Here is an 18,923-nt window from a genome sequence, read left to right on the forward strand (position 1 = left end):
GCTAAAGATATAAAGTTTGATTACAACTATAAGCACCATAGCGGCCCAAACAGTTAATGTAACAAGCCAAATATGAAATAAAGACAACGCATCAAAGAGAAGTATTGGAAACAAAAAAAGCAGAGCAGTACAAAGCCCTATCAACCACAGAGACTCAATTTTATTTTTCTCAGTCATATAGAGAAGCCTAAAGCAATAAGTTTTATCCCATCAATTATAGTTCAAATCATAAATATAACAGCTCGATTTAAGCTACTTCTGATCTAGATAAAAATAAAAGTTCGACCTTAAATCATCGATATACTATTTATTTTGCTTATTCATAGAGAAGTCTAAAACAAGTAAAAAATCCTTTCTTAAAGTTAACAACCAAGGAAATAAAGAACTTTATAAATCACTATTTAAAAGTACAAAATCAGAAAAACCATCAGCTTTGATTCTTTTGTCTCTTTCAACTTTTTTTAACATACCGGGGATACCGCCAATTACCTCGTACGTATGATCACCTGCGAGCCAAAATACTTGCATCGATAAGGGTTTCCAAAACTTTAATACTTATAAAATTTGTCAAAAAATATTTCAACCCGAACCCTTAAATAAATAAGGTGAAATGTGGCAGCCATTAAATATAATGGCTGCTTTAAAACTTAAAAATACAGCTGTATTTCAGAATAAATTTAATCCAAAAGCTGATTTAACACGCTGAGAAACAGTCTGTGTTTGTTGGTTTGCCAGCTCGGTTCCAGATTTAAGAATAGAAATTAGTTCAGCTTTATCAGCCAAGTAACTCTCTCTCTTAGCTCTGTTCGGTGTTATTAGATTAATTAAACAATCACTTAAAATACCTTTAAGTTTACTATCCCCTAATCCACCGGCTGCATAATGATTTTTGAGTTGTGTGATATAGGTTTTATCTTCATGAAAGGCATCTAAATATGTAAATACAACATTACCTTCAATTTGTCCTGAATCATCTACTCTTAAGTGATTTGGGTCGGTATACATAGCACGAACAGCTTTCACTATCATGTCATCACTACTGCCAAAGGTAATCACATTACCCAGTGATTTAGACATTTTAGCTTTACCATCAACACCCGGTAACCTAGGTGTATCACTCAACAAAGGCTTTGCTTCTACTAAAACAGGTTCCTTAGCAATATTATTTAATTTTCTCACTATTTCATTGGTAATTTCTATCATAGGTAACTGATCATCACCAACAGGCACTAAAGTAGCATCAAAAGCTGTAATATCGGCAGCTTGGCTGATTGGATAGCTAAAAAAGCCAGCAGGTATAGAGTTGCCAAATTGTTTACTTGCAATCTCAGCCTTAACCGTTGGATTTCGCTCTAAACGTGAAACAGATACTAAATTTGCGTAAAACATGGCAAGTTCAGATAAAGCAGGCAAAGCTGATTGCAAACAAATCGTGGTTTTTTTAGGGCAAATACCAACAGCAAGATAATCAGCCAAAACATTTAAAATATTACCCGACACTTTTTGTGGGTTATGACCGTTATCAGTAAGACCTTGTAAATCAGCGATTAAAATTGTTTGTGAATACTGGTTTTGTAATTCAACTCGATTTTTTAACGAACCAACATAATGACCTAAATGAAGTGGCCCTGTAGGTCTATCGCCAGTTAAAATTTTGTGATTCATGTGTAATTCCTTCAATTTAAAATAAGCGCCCAATGAGAAGGGGTTGGATGATAACCAAGCCAAAGATTTGCCTACATTCGTGATAACAAACCATGTAAAGCGATTGGCGATTTAGACAATAATGGCACACCCGATAATCATCAGGATGTTACAACGTTATCTGATAGCCACCCATGCCAAGCTATAAGTATAGAAGTGGTGAACACCGGAAATAAAGATCTTGAAGCTGAAAAGTCAGGTTCCTTTACCACAGGTTTTACTTATGAAGCCACAGATGATACCCGTTTTCATTTTAACCTTTATTATCAATATTTCGATAATGAAATTAGCTTGCTAGAGAATGATAAACTATTGGAGCGTGAAGGTTTATTTGGTGAAAATAAACGAGTGATCAGAGATCAGTACGGTAATTTAATTAGAATACTCAATAGTTACGGCAATTTTTCGGGGTCAAAAACAGCTGGAATCGATTTAGAATATGATTTGATTTGGCAAACAAAATTATATGGTTCATTTAAATGGTCTACTGAGATTACAGGTGTATTATTTCACAAAGCAGAAGTTATCCCAGGACAAGGATTTGATGATGTAAATGGCGATTTAGGTAATACTGATGGTCGATTAAATACCTCTTTACGCTGGCACTTAGGTGATTGGAATACTTTACTCAGTGCTGATTTTTTGCCATCAACTGATGAAAACGACATTAAATTAAAATCAACTATTGTCACTAATTTACAAACCAAATATCAACTCAGTAAACAGATGTATGCCTCTTTTGGTGCTTATAATTTATTTGATATAGAACCACCCAATAACAAGGCTTTAGGTTGGCCGTACTATATGGCTGGCTTTGAATTTGTACAAGGTAGAACCTTATACTTAGATGTGTCGTATACTTTTTAAAGCTCGCTATTGCAGGGTTACTTAATTGGTAAGCCTGCTACTTCCACATACTCAATTTCAAACACCTCAATACTCTATAAAAAGTCATCAATATAAAAACTCAAGTTTACCCATACATTAAAAATAAAATTAAACCACTAAATATCAAACCATTAGCCTAATACTAAATTTCATATTTTATAAAGGTTCGGATAAGCGTTTTAACCTTTATTCGAACGACACAAGTTAATAATACACATAACATTTATTCTGTCAGAGATATTTACCTAAGTATGCCTCTTGCTTAAAGGCCGTAAATATTAATATTTTTGCAATTAAAAAATAATAAAAATAGATGGGACATTTAATGAAAAAAATAAAACCAATATCGCAAATACATAGATTAAAAGTAATGCTTCCTTATTGCTTTCTTGTATTACCCACATTGTCGTTTGCAGATATTTATCAAGCAGAAGATTACACTTGGTCATTTGATACAACGACTGGTAATTCTGGTGGAGCGTATAAAACAGGAGATGTCGATATCCAAGCCACACAAGATGAAGGAGGTGGTTACAACGTTGGCTGGATAGAAAAAAATGAATGGTTAGCTTATCAAAATATAAAAATTGCACAATCCGGTAATTATATTGTAAATGCCAGAGTAGCCAGTCCATCTGGCGCTACATTTTCTATAGACTTAAATTCAGGAGAAACTCAGTTAGGCAGTTTTGAAATTCCAGCGACCGGAAGTTGGGATAAATGGATTACAGTAACAAAAACGATATATATTGAAGCAGGAATCCATAATTTAGGTGTGTTTGCCGTTACTAATGGTTGGAATTTTAACTGGATAGAAATCATACCAGAAGCAGATATATTAAATGGGGAAGTAGTCTGGGCGGTAAATGCTGGCGGCAACCAATATACCGCTGTAGATGGCACCGTTTATTTAGCTGATGAAGGCTTCACAGCAGGAACATCTGCTAAGACGACTCAAATAATTCATGCGACCCAAGATAGCATTCTATATCAGAGTGAACGATGGGGTAATGATTTTAGTTACGAAAAAATCTTGGAAAATGGCACTTACCAAATCAATTTACGCTTAGCTGAAACTTACTGGCAAAGCCCTAATGACAGAAAATTTTCATTTAGCGCAGAAGGCCGGGAACGACTTAGCAGTATTGATATTGTTGCTGAGAAAGGCGGCAGAGATCATGCTGCTTATGATTTGTCTATTCCTGATGTTGTCGTGAGTGATGGTAAGTTAAATCTTAATTTTAAAGGTATCGTAGATGCAGCCAAAATAAGTGCCTTTGCCGTGCGTAAATCCCATATGCCAGAAAATGAATGGCAACTTATATGGCAGGACGAATTTAATACCAATGGTGCTATTGATACAACCAAGTGGACTCATGAATTATGGGTGCCGGGACGAGTAAATAACGAATGGCAGCGCTATACCGACCGCCCTGAAAACTCACGAGTAGAAAATGGCAAGCTCGTGATCGAAGCGCGTAAAGATAACTATATGGGCGACGAATATTCATCAGCACGTATTCATAGTGCCAATAAAGCTGATTTTCTCTACGGACGAATAGAAGTGAGCGCCAAATTACCCAATGGTATCGGAACTTGGCCAGCTATATGGATGATGCCTACTGACGTATTTAGTTATGCAACAACCTGCGACGCACAAACGGGATGGGATGAAGATTGTGATGCATGGCCAAATTCAGGAGAAATCGACATTATGGAACATGTTGGTTATGACACAGGTAAAGTACATGCCACGGTACATAACTTAGATGGATACTGGGTAAATGGTGAGCAGATCCAAGGCACTGTTTACCAACCAGCAGTAGATGATGGCTTTCATACTTATGCTTTAGAATGGTCGCCTGACCGTATTGATATGTTTATTGATAACACCCTCTATTATACCTATGTTAATCCAAAAACGGGTTGGCAAGCCTGGCCTTACGATAAACCTTTTCATGTAATTCTAAATTTAGTGGTAGGTGGAGATTGGGGAGCGGTTGCCGGTGTTGACCCAGACATCTGGCCACAAAGAATGGAAGTTGATTACGTACGTATGTATCAAAAATAAAAAACAAGAACAGCCATTTATTTTAATTTGATAAATGGCTTTTTTAATCTGATTGTTTTTGAAACTACATGCTTGGTTTTAACTGCATTTAAATTGAGATGCATATGAACCTCCTCTATTTATAAAAATAAAAAGGATACAAATAAAAATGTCTGGGAAAAAACTTAAACTTAAATTTAAAAATAATAAATGTAGCCTTTCAGCTTTGCTTTTATTAGCTTCAGCTAGCACTTGTCTTGGGGCAAATGAAAGAATACAAGCCGAGAATTATAGCCACTTCATAGATACCACTCCTGGCAATCAAGGTGGCACATTACATAATGACGATGTAGATATTGAAGTAACGACTGACAATGATGGTGGTTTTAATGTCGGTTGGATCACTCAAGGAGAACGTTTAGATTATCAACTAGATTTATTATCAGGTAATTATAATTTAACAAGCAGAATTGCATCGGCTGTTAGTACTGGAAGTTATAGTGCATATATTGATGGTGAACTCATTGGAACTTATACAGTTGCAGATACTGGCGGCTGGCAGATATTTGATACTCACTTAATCGGTAATATCAATGTGAACACTGGGTCACACACTTTAGCAATAGAAGTGCATTCTGGTGATTTTAATCTTAACTGGTTTGAATTATCGGCTGTTAATTCAGATTTGGTAATACAAGCGGAAGATTATCAAAGGGCTTTTGATAGTACCGTTGGTAATACAGGCGGCGAATACCGTTTTGAGGATAATGTAGATATAGAAGTAAGTTCAGATATTGACGGTGGGTATAATCTTGGTTGGACAGACTCAGGTGAGTGGCTTGAGTTTGATATTTCCGTAGCTGATGGCAATTACAATTTAATTTCAAGAGTCGCGTCTAAACTTGATACAGGCCATTATTCAATATTAATTGATGATGTATTAGTTAGCACTCATAACGTAAATAATACTGGCGACTGGCAAGTTTTTGAAAGTCAAAATTTAGGCGAAGTAAGCTTAACTTCTGGATCTCATACTTTAAGAATTAATATAGAACAGGGTGACTTCAATTTAAACTGGCTTAAATTGCAATATATTACGCCTCCTGCTGATAGTGATAATGACGGTATAACTGATGAAATAGACATTTGCCCTGATACACCCGCTGAAACCAAAGTTGATGAAACAGGCTGTGAATTAATAATATTTCCTGCATATAAGAGTATAGAAGCCGAAAGCTATACTTTAATGAGCGGTATTAGTATTAAAAATAACGCCTATATTGGCTCATTTGATTCTGGAGATTATATTAACTTTAAAAATGTAGATTTTGGCGATATTTCTCAAAGTTTGACACTCAATGTTGCCGGTAAATCTGAAAATGGCATTGCTGAATTCAGAATAGACAGTCCTGAAGGTCCTTTAATTGCCAGCTACACTATGACCGCAACATCTGGTTGGCAGGTATTTGAACAAACGAGTATTAATATTACTGAAACCTCAGGGGTTCATGATCTTTATATATCAGGTAAAACTGGCCAAGGAATTTTTAATCTTGATAACTTTATATTCTCAGCTAAAAAACGAGTCTCAGCCTCTGATATTAAGGTCATGACGCTTAATGTTTATGGTTGGGCCACAATGCCACAACATGCATCAAGTTATGCTGAACTAGTACATTCACGAAATGTCGATATTTTAGGAATACAAGAAGGTGCTGAAGACTGGTTAATTTCAACTGATTTTCCGACAGATTATAGCAGAGCGGATGCTTTAGGCGTGGCGTTAGGTGAATGCTGGCAACAAAGATATCAAATTTATATTAACACTTGCAAAGGCAATAATTTTGTATCTAACGCTAGATTTGATTTAACTGACGGGCCAAATGCAGTTCGTACAGGTGAATCAGCACTCATTAACAAAAATGGTTTTGATTACAGGGCCATAAATGTGCACTGGGATCATCAGGATGATGCAGTAACACTTATAAATGCCAATGAAACTGCAACTCATATAAACCTTAATGCCTATATGCCTACTATTTTGGTGGGAGATTTTAATTCAAGCTGCACTGGTAACGAAGTGAGTACAACCATTCAACAAACTAATATGAGATTAATTGGCAGCGCAAGAATCGATTGTATTATCACAAAAGGGTTTACTGGCACTGCAAAAGTCTTTGATGCAACACCTTCAGATCATCCTAGTTTAGATGCGATATTAACTCCTGATTTATAAAATTGGAACTAATAACGGGGTCTTTTTAGACCCTTTTTAATTTGTAGTTTTATGCTATATTTTTAAACTGATTTGCTAATATACCCAAACCACTTCAAGATGCAGGTTTTAATAATGAGAGATATGAAGATCGAAAAATGAGTGACTGTGCATTGCGACAATACCTTAGCATGATATGATTTCTAAAAAATAATTAGAACTTGTTGTCTAAAAGAGAATTATGAAGCCTTTTGAGTTCCAAACTGTATTGTTCAATTTTCATGACGTTATGCTTTTAATGACAGTCATGCAATGCCTATTTTTTGGTACGCTACTTTATGTTACCAATACTAGCCGTATTAAAAGTACTTTGTTTCTTGCTGCCTTTTTGTTCGCCCATGCATTGATCCCTGCCAATGAATTAATGATGTGGGGCGCAGAGTTTAAGTCTCTAGTAAGAAATCAATGGCCTAGTGTGCATTTTATACCTGGGATTGCCTATTACATAGATGGACTTTTATTATTTTTTTGTATCAAGTCCTTAATATTTCGTAATTTTTCATTAAAAAAAATAGATCTACTTCATTTGTTACCTCTACTCGCATATATCATATTTATATCAACTGAATTCTATAGTCATTCTTTTGAGCAAAGACAAGAGATGCTCAATAGCGAATCTTTTGTATATAGTGCCGGTTATGTAACCATGGAATTCTTTAGTAAATGGGTGAGGTTTTTTTACGCAATTGCTTGCTTTGTATTAATATTTAAATACAAGAATCGGTTACAGGATACTCATTCAAACATAGAAAATGTGCATATAAATTGGCTAAATGGGCTTGTTGTTGGTTTTATGGTGGTAATGCTTTCGGAAGTAATATTAGTTGGCGCTAAGGTTTTTAATTTGTTTTACCCTTTAGGAACCGACATGTTCATGTACCTAGGACTGACCGGAAATTACACCTCCTTTGTTTTAGTTAACTTATTAATATTTACCGCTATTCGATATTTTTTGATATTTGAACAAGTAACTGATGATGAAACTATTAAAAAATCAGTAGATGATAAGTTTGTTAATCCTGATATGGCCGCTGAAGTTGACTGTGCAATACTCAAAAGCAAAGCCTATATGGAACCTGATATTACGCTAGATAAACTCGCTGAGTCTTTGTCCATTATACCGCGAGATCTATCTATGTTGATAAATCGCCATTTTGGTATTAATTTTTATGAGTTTATTAACAAATATCGTATTGAAGAAGCAAAAAAAATGCTCGTTGATCCAGAGCACAAAAACACCACAATAACCGATATTTACCTAGCTGTAGGCTTTAACAGCAAATCAGTGTTTTACACTTTTTTTAAAAAGTTTGAAAGTGTCACGCCTTCTCAGTTTCGCCAATCAGCTCTCTGTAAATAATTAATGTAGTAAAATAATACCAGTGACTTAGTATAAAGCTTAGCCACTGGTATAACTACAAAGTTAATAAACTAACGTTTGCATAGCTCTGGCAGGGATAGTCAAAATTGATTGTTTACCTTCAACAATAAAATTGTAGTTAACTTTTTCATCTGTTTGGTTCATGACAATCGTAGCCATTATATTATCTTCATTAACAAATGATGTCGCTAACAAGACACTGCGACTACTACTGGTACTCATACGTTGTGCATTAGGGCGAACAAATTTTGAAAAATGACCGATATAATAATAAGTTGGCGTATAAATTAACTCTCCAGTCGACGTATTAGCATGGATAGGCGCAAAACAAAAATTACTCACATGATTTGGACCTCCATTTTGATCTAATAATATATTCCAATCAGTCCAGCCAACCGTACCTTTGTTAAAATCATTAATCATCGAATGGCCGTATCGCTCTGCATTTGGCCAATACTGATAACGATCGGCTCTAAAATTTTCATTTGTTCCTTCTGTGAACATAAGCTTCATATCAGGATATGACTCTGTCACTAAAGCGAGGTTGTCATGCATGGTTTTTCCACCAGCCCAAGTTTCATACCAGTGAAAGCCAATGCCCCATGCATATTTTGCCGCTTCAGGATCATCAAATATAGTGTTAGCACGATTAGTGATTAAATCACGATTATGATCCCAAACAACAATATTTTTATCACCATAACCTGACTTCTCCATAATCGGCCCTAAATGATTTTTTAAGAAATCACGCTCTTCCTCTGCCGTATAAATCATTGATTCCCAGCGCTGCACTGCCATAGGTTCATTCTGAATTGTCACTCCCCAAATAGGCATACCCTCAGCTTCATAAGCTTTTATAAACTTAGTAAAATAAGTTGCCCAAGTATCATAATACTCTGGCAGCAACTTTCCACCTTGCAGCATGTTATTATTAGTTTTCATAAAAGCAGGCGCACTCCAAGGACTGGCATAAAGCATTAAATTGCCTCCAGCTGTGTCGATTGCTTGTTTGATTAACGGAATACGAAACTCACGATCATGGTCAATGCTAAAACTAGATAATGACTTATCCCCCTCATCTATATATGTATGGCTACCGCTGCCAAAATCAGAACTGTGGATAGGAGTACGAGCCAAAGAATAACCAATGCCAGCCTTAGGATCATAATAAGCTTTTAGCATTTCATTTTGTTTATCTTTTGGCAACTTAGCAAATACTTCAGCACTAGCATCAGTAATTGCACCACCTATGCCTAGTATTTTTTGAAAACGCTTATTTGGGTTTACAAAAACCGAAACCTCTCCTTCCGTAGGCTGTACACTTGGTTTTAACGTCTTTTGTTGCGTTAAAGTCAAGCGCATATCGGTATCTTTAGCAGTAGTATAAACCGCTATTTTATTTGCATAAAATGAAGCTGCATGAAGATAAGTTGATGTTATGCCTGCCATTAACGGAGCTAACAGCACAGGTACTATGAACTTTTTTTTATTCATGGGTAAAATTCACTCTTTTAGTTATTTTTATAAGATTTAAGGTAAAACGGAAAATTGCATCCAGTTAAAATTCCAGCCGCCACCAAGAGACTCTATTCGTAAGGTATGTTCGCCTGCAGGTAGGTTTAACGTACTAGTTTGAGTAGACCATGACTGCCAACCTCCAGTGGAGTTCACTGTGACTGTATCTATTAACTCTCCATCTAGTGTTAAATTAAAACCGTCACTACCACTTTCACTCGCCAATCGGTATTCGACCTGATAGCTGCCCGCTTCATTAATATTAACGTTGTACTCTAGCCAATCATCTGTATCAGCAAAACCAGTATTGTTACCACCACCAATGTCTGATGTTACTTCAACTTCAAATCCAGCCATATCAGTCCAATTTTCTGCTTGAATTACACCTGGTAACGTATTAACTAGCACACCCGATACAACTTCTTCACTATCAAAACTAATATCCTGGGCATCAATAGCCGTTATTTTGAAATAATAAATATTAGAGTCAGTAATGGTTGTATCTGAAAAAGTTTCGGCTGCTGCATTTTCAGCAATTAATTGGTAATTTGAATTATTATTAGTGCTGCGGTAAATATTGTAGCCAGTAACATCTTCTTCTTGATTAGCGTTCCAACTTAAATGTGCGCCAACATCATCAAGCATAATGCTTAAACCTGTTGGTTTTGCAGGTAATGTATATAATGTTGAAGCTTGTGTTGCAGTCATCGCAGTTAAAAGCGGTTGGTGAATGTCATATTCAACCGTACCGTACAGTTGAAATATTGATTCTATTTCGGCTATTGGTGCATTGGCAAAATCAACACTGGGTAATGCTTGTTCAGAAACAACATCTTTTCCCTCAACTGGTTCATCTGTCACAATATATATTTCAGCCCATGCATTTACACTGGTGTTATCTTTAAAAACACCTGAAAGCGTATAATTTTTACCACCTTCCAAAGTGATTGCTTGATAGATGCCACCATTAAACTCTGTGATATTTGTATCAGTCAAACCACTCATTCTTAACACAGTACCTTCAGAGCCTGTAGGAAAACTATCAGCATCAGTCACATTATAATCTATTGTTGGTGCACCGCTAGCAACCCAAGTTGTCCAACTATTTTGTGAGCCAAAATTTCCATTTAATATAACTTCATTACCTAAGTCATCCAGTAAGCTAATTTTATCAAGTGTTATATCAAGCTTACCTCCACAGCAAGTACCCGATTTAATAACTAGGTAATACGTTTGCTTACCTGCGACAGTAGGAGAAATTGCATCGCTAGCAGCAGCACATGCATTACTAAAACTACTATCCCAGCCTGCACAATTCCATGTTGAAGCCTTGGTTACTAACCCTAAGCTGTTTTTTTTATTTGTGACCATGCCCCATGTTCCAGCACCTTGACCACCATCACCCGTTAACACTTTATATGACCAGTTAGTTGCAGCCCAATTTAGCTCAGCAAATTTATCGTAAGTTGCACGTGCATTTTCACCACCAAACTCATAACCTAAACTTTGCCATGGTTGAAACTCACCAATTAACAATGGCGATGCTAAATCTTGCATTTTTGCATCCCATGCACACACTCCACCCGCACCATCTTCGCCACAAGTTAACCAATCTCGATGTGTTTCATAATTTGGCTCTGCCCAACCGAAAATACCGGGATAAAAATGCATTTCAAACGCAACATTTGTACCATCAAACGAATCAGGATGGCCATATTCATCAATACCAGAATGATGCCCAGGAAGCACAATTATTTTTTTTGCATCAGTTTCACGAACCGCTTTATATAAATCAATCATGACATTAGCTAGATTATCCGCTTCGGTTCCCCAAGGTTCATTGAGTAAACCATATGCTGCAACAGTGCCGTTATCCTTATAACGTTCGGCGATTTGTTGCCATAGCCAGATTGTACGTTCTTGATATTCAGGTGTACTCCAGTATTGATTTTGTCCAGCACAACCAGAATGATCAGCCCAACCTTGAGCGCCAACAGCACCATGTAAATCTAAAATGACATACATACCGCGTGCTTGTGCTTGTTCAATTGCATAATCAATATATTGCCAAGCATCGGCACGCAAAGTCATAGGATTTTTTTCGTTTTCAATCACATTCCAAACAAAGGGTAATCTAATGGTATTTAAGCCATAACTTTCTAATATGTCCCAATCCCGTTCAGCTATCCAGTTATCACGAAACATATCTAATAAACGTTCACGCTCTTCAAAACCAAATCGTTCATCAAAAGTCGCCTCCAAAGTACATTGATCTGTTGCAACAGTATTTGATGATTGATTCATCATCCAAAACTCGTGTAATAACCAATTACCTAAATTAGTGCCTTTTAAAGTTACAGTTTTATTTTCTGCATTAACCCATTTAACACCCTCAGTATGAAGTGCCGATAACCCAACTAACTTTGGCTGAGGATCTACTGATGGAATGGTAGTTGAAGTTGAATCTAGATCTGGTGAGTCACTATTAACTCCACATGCAGTCATGACCACAGTTAAGAGTCCATAGAGTAAAAATTTTGCTAGAGATATTATTTTCATTTTTTACCTGCTTATTTAGTTACCATATTGTTATGCTGTGTAAGTTTCAATAGAGCACGATGCCAACACGCAGTAATAACCAAGTGCTATTACTGTTTATATTAAAAATGTAAAAAGTGAGAGATGAAAAAGTCACTAGAAAAATGACTTTCATCATCAGTTTTTAGCTTATATATTCATAGACAAAGCTAGAATACATAACGGGCACCGAGGTTATATCGAGTGTGTCCAACAGAGTACTCTCGTACTTGATAGCTAGAGCGACCATGTATCCGTTGATCTTCTTCAGTCAGATTTATGCCCTCAAGAAACACTGACAATTTATCATTCACTTCATAACTGATGTTGGCATCCCACTGGAAGTATTCCTCAACAAATCTTGGGTCTCTACTTGTAGACTGTAAGTATTTATCACGCCAGTTATAAGCAAGCCTTACCTGCAAGCCATCCTTTTCATAAAAAGCAACAAGGTTAGCGGTATCACTCATACCAGGCACAACCCATTGCGCTTCATTTTTATTGATATCGTAATTTAAATCGCCCTCTACAATAGTGAAGTTAGCTTGAAGCCCAAAACCTGTTTCACCGAAGGTATGTTGCATCGCAACTTCCCAACCTTTAACCGTGGTTTTATTTTGGTTAATTGGAATATTGACATCAAATTTAGCAACCGGATCTGAACCTAATCCTGTGACAACAACTTCAATATCCTCGCCTTCACCAGTAACCACTATGTTTGCCTCATCACCATAATGCTCCGCAAAATAGGCGTTAAGATCGGCATTGTCGTATTCAAACTGAGGATCGCCGCCAGTAATAGCTTCAACTGCTTGCTCATAAAGCGCACCTTCGATTGGTGTTGTTAGATCACTAAAAAGAGGTTGGTCTTTAAACTTTTTATTAACGATAAAGTTGTCTACTTCCTTATTCCAATAACCTATTGAAGCATAACTGGCATCATCAAAATACCACTCAAGAGATAAGTCGAAATTTTTAGATTCCATAGGTAATAGCTGTGGGTTACCTCTGCGACCACCACCACCATCAGAGCCTAAATAATCTATTATTAATGCACCTTTAAGATCGTTATATACAGGTCGGGTAACAGTCAAACTATGTGAAGCACGGAAAATAACATCATCAATTATCTCAATATCAAAATCGATACTCGGTAATAACATGTCATAATTACCCTCTATTTCAGAAAATCCCTGAATAGTTTCACCGTTCTCATCTAGCTCTTTATAAAGGTCAAAGTTATTATTTACAATTGACCATTCAACGCGATCATACAGTGGCACCAAAGCAGCTGAGTGAACCGTGGTTTCTTCATATCTTAAACCAACATATAGATTCATTGGCCTATCAAATGGGTCTGCAATATAATGACCTTGAACATAAACAGACTTTGATTTTTCTGTTGTTACTTCATCAGAATCAAAGTCATAAGTCGGACAATAACCCGTTAAACAAGGCCCATCACCTGCGACATTGCCGTGACTACCCGTTTTTAATAACGCTTCACCACGTTCAATTAAATCATTAAAATCCCATGAGAAAAATTCGGTCGCTTGACGTGGATCGCCACTGCCCTTAATACCATCAAAAACACCTTCAATTGACTCAATGCGTAATAGATCAGCTATATCTCCAGGCGCACCAACTCCGCTCCAAGCATTTCGAGATACCCATGCCGATTGACCTCGATTAGTTACTTCAACATTACCAAAGCCAAACTCAATTTCATGACCTTCATCAAAAGCATATCCAGTACTAAACTGAAGCTGTTCAACATCCATTTGGTTATGAAAAGAGCCAAAACCACTACCATTAAGCTGCATATCATTTACATCAAGTTGATCTATTCGTGTGATTTGATTGTAAGAATTTCGCTCCCCGAGCTCTATGTCCAAAACGGGCATACCATCTGCAGTAAAGTAACCATCTGTCGTAATACGATTCAACGATGCTACGGCAACAAAACCACTAGAACCATGCTTACTGTTTGGCTTTGAAACACCACTAGAATCATGATAATCCATATTCATAGAAAGGTTTTCAGTTGGTAACCATTCTAAATTAAAGCCAAGCGACTTATTTTCATCTACTGCAGCAAATTGACCTACACCTTGATTACGCTCAGGTGAACAACCTATTAATGAGTATTTTGTCGGAGAATATATATTGCCTTCTTTAACCCATTCACTTTCTCGCGTTTTACAACCAGGATCAAACCAAGCTGAAATGTCTTTATTCACTGTTTCAGTTTGATTTTCAGCATAAGTGTAATCAAGCGATGCAGTTAAAGTTTCCATAGGACGCCATTGCAGCGTCAATTGTGCATTTACTCTTTCACGATGAAAATCAGCTAAATTATATTGGATATTAGTTGGGATCGCGTAAATACCATCAACAACTTCTGTTGGAAACCCTTTTGCTGAAGGATCACCAACGACAATTGTGCCCCACTCATCATCAGGGTGACTTTCATCTGGGTTAGCAAGTTCAAAAGCATCTATATCTGCTTGGCTAACAAAGTTACGGCTCATAAAGTCTTGAGTTGTCGCCGACTGATGACCACCATCTCGTTCTTGATAACTAAAGGTCAAACCAATGCCAAAAGTATCATCAGCAAAAGTATTACTATATAAACCCGCAAATTCAGGGGTTAATTTATTGCCTTCACGGGTGCCTGTATCATAAACGCCCTTCATACTAAACGCGGTTTGCTGCCCAGGTTTTGTTAAAGGTTTACGTGTGGCAACATTAACAACTGCACCAATACCACCAGTAGCAACATTTGCTCGCCCTGATTTATAAACTTCAACCGCAGAAATCCCTTCTGATGCAATATTACCAAAATCAAATGAGCGTCCGCCGGTTGTAGGCATTTGTCTGCCATTAAAAGTCACGATATTAAAATCAGGACCAAAGCCACGTACGGTAATTTTTGACCCTTCTCCACGATCACGTTCAATCGCAATACCAGTTATTCTTTGTAATGATTCCGCTAAGTTAGTATCAGGAAACTTACCGATATCTTCTGCAGAGATGCCATCAACTACGCCTTTTGCTTCACGCTTTAAGTCCATAGAACGTAATAGAGTACCTTTAATACCTTTTACTTCTATGACTTCAATTTTACCTTCTTCTTTTTCCGTTGGTTTTTCTTGGGCATAAACGCTTGTAACAAATACTGCGGCGATACTTATTGCTAATATGTTCTTTTTAAATTTTACTTTATACATAATAACCTACCTCTAAATAGCGCTGATGTGAGCTGCTATTTTATAAACTTCAATGTAATGGTTTTAATGACTTCTCAACTTTGATGACAGCTCACTCAGATATATTTTTGAGTATACTGGCAAAGTGATGCAGCGATTTAATTGGTAATTTTTATCCAGTTGATATTGATTGCACCACCAAGGAAATCTAGGCGCAGAGTTTGTTCTCCTGCAATCAAATCAATGCTCGCTGTTTGAGAAGTCCACTCCTGCCAACCACCCGTATCAGCAATTGTTTGTGTATCAACGACAACTCCACCAATTGAGGTTTCAAAGCCATTACTGCCGCCAGAACTGGCCACACGATAAGTAATGTTATAAGTACCATCAGCGGGAATATTGACTGTATATTGCAAGAAATCACCTGCATCGATCCAACCAACATTTTGTCCACCATTTTCATCTGCAGTATCTTCTACCTGCACATTTCCAGCTTCTTCAAATGACTCAGCTTCAATAACAATTTCAAACACAGGCTCAATTACTTTAAACCAGTTGAAATTGATAGCACCACCGATAAAGTCAAAGCGCACAGTATGTTCGCCAGCAGCTAATGAAAACTCACTTGACGATTGTGTGGTCCACTCTTGCCAACCACCTGTATCATTAACAGCTTGTGCATCAACCTCGATACCATCTATTGAAACCGTAAAACCATCACTGCCACCAGAACTCGCTAAACGATAATCAATGCTATAAGTACCATCTGATGGTGCTGTAATTGTGTATTGTAAAAAGTCACCTGCATCTATCCAGCCTACGTTTTGACCGCCATCTTCATCGGCAGTATCTTCAACTTGTACATCACCGGCATCGTCCCAATTTTCTGCTTGATAAATAGTGCTAGGCGCTTCAGGTCCTGATGCAACTTGCTCTGCCATCGGTCCTTGAATACAACTTTCATTTGAAATACAACTCAACTGAATGTTATCTAATTGAAAATGCACGCCACCATAGAATTCCACTACAAGCAGGGCATTTACATTGCTGGTATCTAACGGTAAAGCATCTCCAGCTCCAACTCCTGGGATCCAATTGAGCCAATCAGGGGCAAGAAATGGGTTATTAACAAATTCACTAACTGGAATGTTATAGGTAACCCAAGAATCAAGTTCAAGCTCCGCCACATTCCAAGTCAACATGCCCATATATGGCCAACCCGTTTCCATTCGGATGTCGAGTGTTTCAGTCAATGTATTAGCGCTATCAATGTACATATCGAAGCTCAATACTGCATCGCGGCCAATAAATTCAATTCCTGGTACTGCAATACCCACATTGGCATCACCTTCAGGGTGACTTACATCAATCACTAACGCATGCTCACCATCAATTGTTAATGTTTCAATTTTAGGAGAGTTAAAGCTTGTAATTGAGAGCTCTTTAATTTCATCGGTGTAATGCCAAATTAATGGATTTAGATCTGTTACTTTAACGTCATTTTTATCAAAATAACCATTTGTGAAAACCTCAGTGGTAACAGGACCAACTGATTCAATTCTATCTGAAGCGGCTTTATTTATTGTTGAATTAACATAAGAAGCACAGTTTTCAACACCAATTTCGATTGTAGGATCACATGACCAAACTTTGACATAATCAACCAACATTTCAGCACCTGACTCACCACTACCATTTAATAACTCTAATGTGATCTGCATGTTTTGATTAAAAGGTCCCGTATTATCAACAACAATTTCTTCACCAGATAAGGTGTAAGCCCAAGTATTGAGCGGGTCAACGGTATGCACATGAATACCATCGATATACCAGCGGATCTGATCAGCTCCCCATTCTATTGCGTAGTTATGAAACTCTGTTTTTGCAGCTGCGATACTCTCACTGTTGAAGTTAACACCGTTTGTGAGGCCTAGCCCATAGTGGGCGCCTGCGATAATACTGTCAGCATCAGTTTCTAAAGCAGTAAGGGAGTTTTTACCTGCGTATATATCAGACATAGGTAACAAGCCGAATACAGAAGATAAATCAGACCCTTCAGGGAGTTTAATACTGGCCTCTAAACGACTAGAACTAATTTCATTGACAGATTTTAACGATGAAGTAGTGCCATCCTGTGCTGTAATAACCAGATGCCCATTAGTGATATTGGCATTGACACCTGTCCATATATTTTCATCTAGTTTAGTCTGGTCAAATTCATCACTCCACACTAAACCCCAACCGTACTCTTCTATAGATTCAAAATCATTTTCTATATCGAAGGTCAATAATGCGGTATCCGTTTCACCAGTAGACGATTGAGTCGCGACATAAGTGACGCTATCTGTACCAAAAAAATCAGGATTAGGAGTGTAAATGAAGGTACCATCGTCATTAAATTCCAAACTACCATTTTGTGTAATACTTCCTTGTTTAAGTGCAAAAATTAGACCTTCCCCAAGGTCATTAGTGCTAACATCACCCTCAACAGGATCGCCATCTTCAACACCCTCAACAATATCCCCAACTGCAAATAGGTTACGGACTTCATTTTGATCGGCATCCCCACCGCCGCCGCAAGCAGTTAGAGATGTTGCAACTGCCAATGACAGTGCTAGAAGTCGTTTATTTTCAATCATCGTAAACCCCATGTCTCATTCTTTATATTTATTATTTGTTGTTAGGAACCCAATCTTTATTTTTTTGGTATCCGCATTAATACCTGCTTATAGCTCTGTAATTTTCCTAAATACACATTTTTAATTGACGGATAAGTTCACCATAAATTGTGTACGGTATCATTTATAGGTTAATTCCCAACTTAAGTCGTCCGGATGCACAACTCGAACAAAGAAAAGAGAAAACGAAGTGGTTTGAGTAAGTTTAACTAGATAGGACAGTAGACAGTTAAAGGCTTGAAGAGGATATTACTAATTTATAACTTTAAAAGAAATAACAAACTATTTTTTAATGATTCATAAATATTGATACTGTAAATGAGGGGGTTTTTACCTCATTTAAACGTGAGCTTGCGGCGAGATAGCGTGACTTTATCAATCAACCAATTCATACAGAGCAAACGTTTATACACAACTACAAATATTGAATTGAAAAATTTTTCATTTGTCAAAGAACAAAAAAGCGACCACTCAATAGAGTAAGTCGCTTTAATTCACGCAGGGGTGGTTCTAACTTTATTCGTATGTTGCCATCTTTATTTAGAACCCACATTTGTCGGAAAGTAATAAAGTATCATACTGATAGACTCAAACGTGCCATAAGCAGACTTTCAGGCTCTTACTTCAGCACATCTCGGTGAATAAA

The 18,923-nt window shown here is 37.1% G+C and carries 10 protein-coding genes; 4 read left to right on the forward strand and 6 right to left on the reverse strand.

Annotated features, from left to right (window positions below; genetic code table 11):
* Positions 1-387 precede the first annotated feature (387 nt).
* Positions 388-528: a hypothetical protein gene (locus tag CJF42_RS27310; protein WP_170940514.1), complete on the reverse strand. Its 141-nt coding sequence runs from the start codon at positions 526-528 to the stop codon at positions 388-390.
* Positions 529-666: 138 nt separating this feature from the next.
* Complete coding sequence (gene trpS / locus CJF42_RS07155) at positions 667-1,665, reverse strand: tryptophan--tRNA ligase (RefSeq protein WP_095366018.1); 999 nt, start codon at positions 1,663-1,665, stop codon at positions 667-669.
* A gap of 195 nt (positions 1,666-1,860) precedes the next feature.
* Here trpS and CJF42_RS07160 point away from each other — a divergent pair, with 195 nt between their 5' ends.
* From CJF42_RS07160 to CJF42_RS07175, 4 genes are all read left to right on the forward strand, one after another.
* Complete coding sequence (locus CJF42_RS07160; protein WP_095366019.1) at positions 1,861-2,571, forward strand: TonB-dependent receptor domain-containing protein; 711 nt, start codon at positions 1,861-1,863, stop codon at positions 2,569-2,571.
* Positions 2,572-2,917: 346 nt separating this feature from the next.
* A complete protein-coding gene (locus CJF42_RS07165; RefSeq protein ID WP_170940515.1) occupies positions 2,918-4,663 on the forward strand; it encodes a malectin domain-containing carbohydrate-binding protein in 1,746 nt (581 codons plus the stop codon).
* A 148-nt stretch (positions 4,664-4,811) separates the two neighbouring features.
* Positions 4,812-6,878, forward strand: a complete 2,067-nt coding sequence (locus tag CJF42_RS07170) for a carbohydrate-binding protein (protein ID WP_095366021.1) — start codon at positions 4,812-4,814, stop codon at positions 6,876-6,878.
* Positions 6,879-7,098: 220 nt separating this feature from the next.
* Complete coding sequence (locus CJF42_RS07175; protein ID WP_095366022.1) at positions 7,099-8,277, forward strand: helix-turn-helix domain-containing protein; 1,179 nt, start codon at positions 7,099-7,101, stop codon at positions 8,275-8,277.
* A gap of 63 nt (positions 8,278-8,340) precedes the next feature.
* Here CJF42_RS07175 and CJF42_RS07180 read toward each other — a convergent pair whose 3' ends face one another.
* The 4 genes from CJF42_RS07180 to CJF42_RS07195 form a co-directional block, all read right to left on the reverse strand.
* Positions 8,341-9,792 (reverse strand): glycoside hydrolase family 30 protein, encoded by a 1,452-nt coding sequence (locus tag CJF42_RS07180; RefSeq protein ID WP_095366023.1) that lies wholly within the window; start codon positions 9,790-9,792, stop codon positions 8,341-8,343.
* Positions 9,793-9,828: 36 nt separating this feature from the next.
* Positions 9,829-12,372 (reverse strand): carbohydrate-binding protein, encoded by a 2,544-nt coding sequence (locus CJF42_RS07185; RefSeq protein ID WP_212668784.1) that lies wholly within the window; start codon positions 12,370-12,372, stop codon positions 9,829-9,831.
* A 188-nt stretch (positions 12,373-12,560) separates the two neighbouring features.
* Positions 12,561-15,620, reverse strand: coding sequence for a TonB-dependent receptor (locus tag CJF42_RS07190; RefSeq protein WP_095366024.1), 3,060 nt, complete (start codon positions 15,618-15,620; stop codon positions 12,561-12,563).
* A gap of 137 nt (positions 15,621-15,757) precedes the next feature.
* Positions 15,758-18,238 (reverse strand): carbohydrate-binding protein, encoded by a 2,481-nt coding sequence (locus CJF42_RS07195; RefSeq protein WP_170940516.1) that lies wholly within the window; start codon positions 18,236-18,238, stop codon positions 15,758-15,760.
* Between the last annotated feature and the right edge of the window lie 685 nt (positions 18,239-18,923).

The sequence above is a fragment of the Pseudoalteromonas sp. NBT06-2 genome, assembly GCF_002276045.1.
Lineage (GTDB): Bacteria > Pseudomonadota > Gammaproteobacteria > Enterobacterales > Alteromonadaceae > Pseudoalteromonas.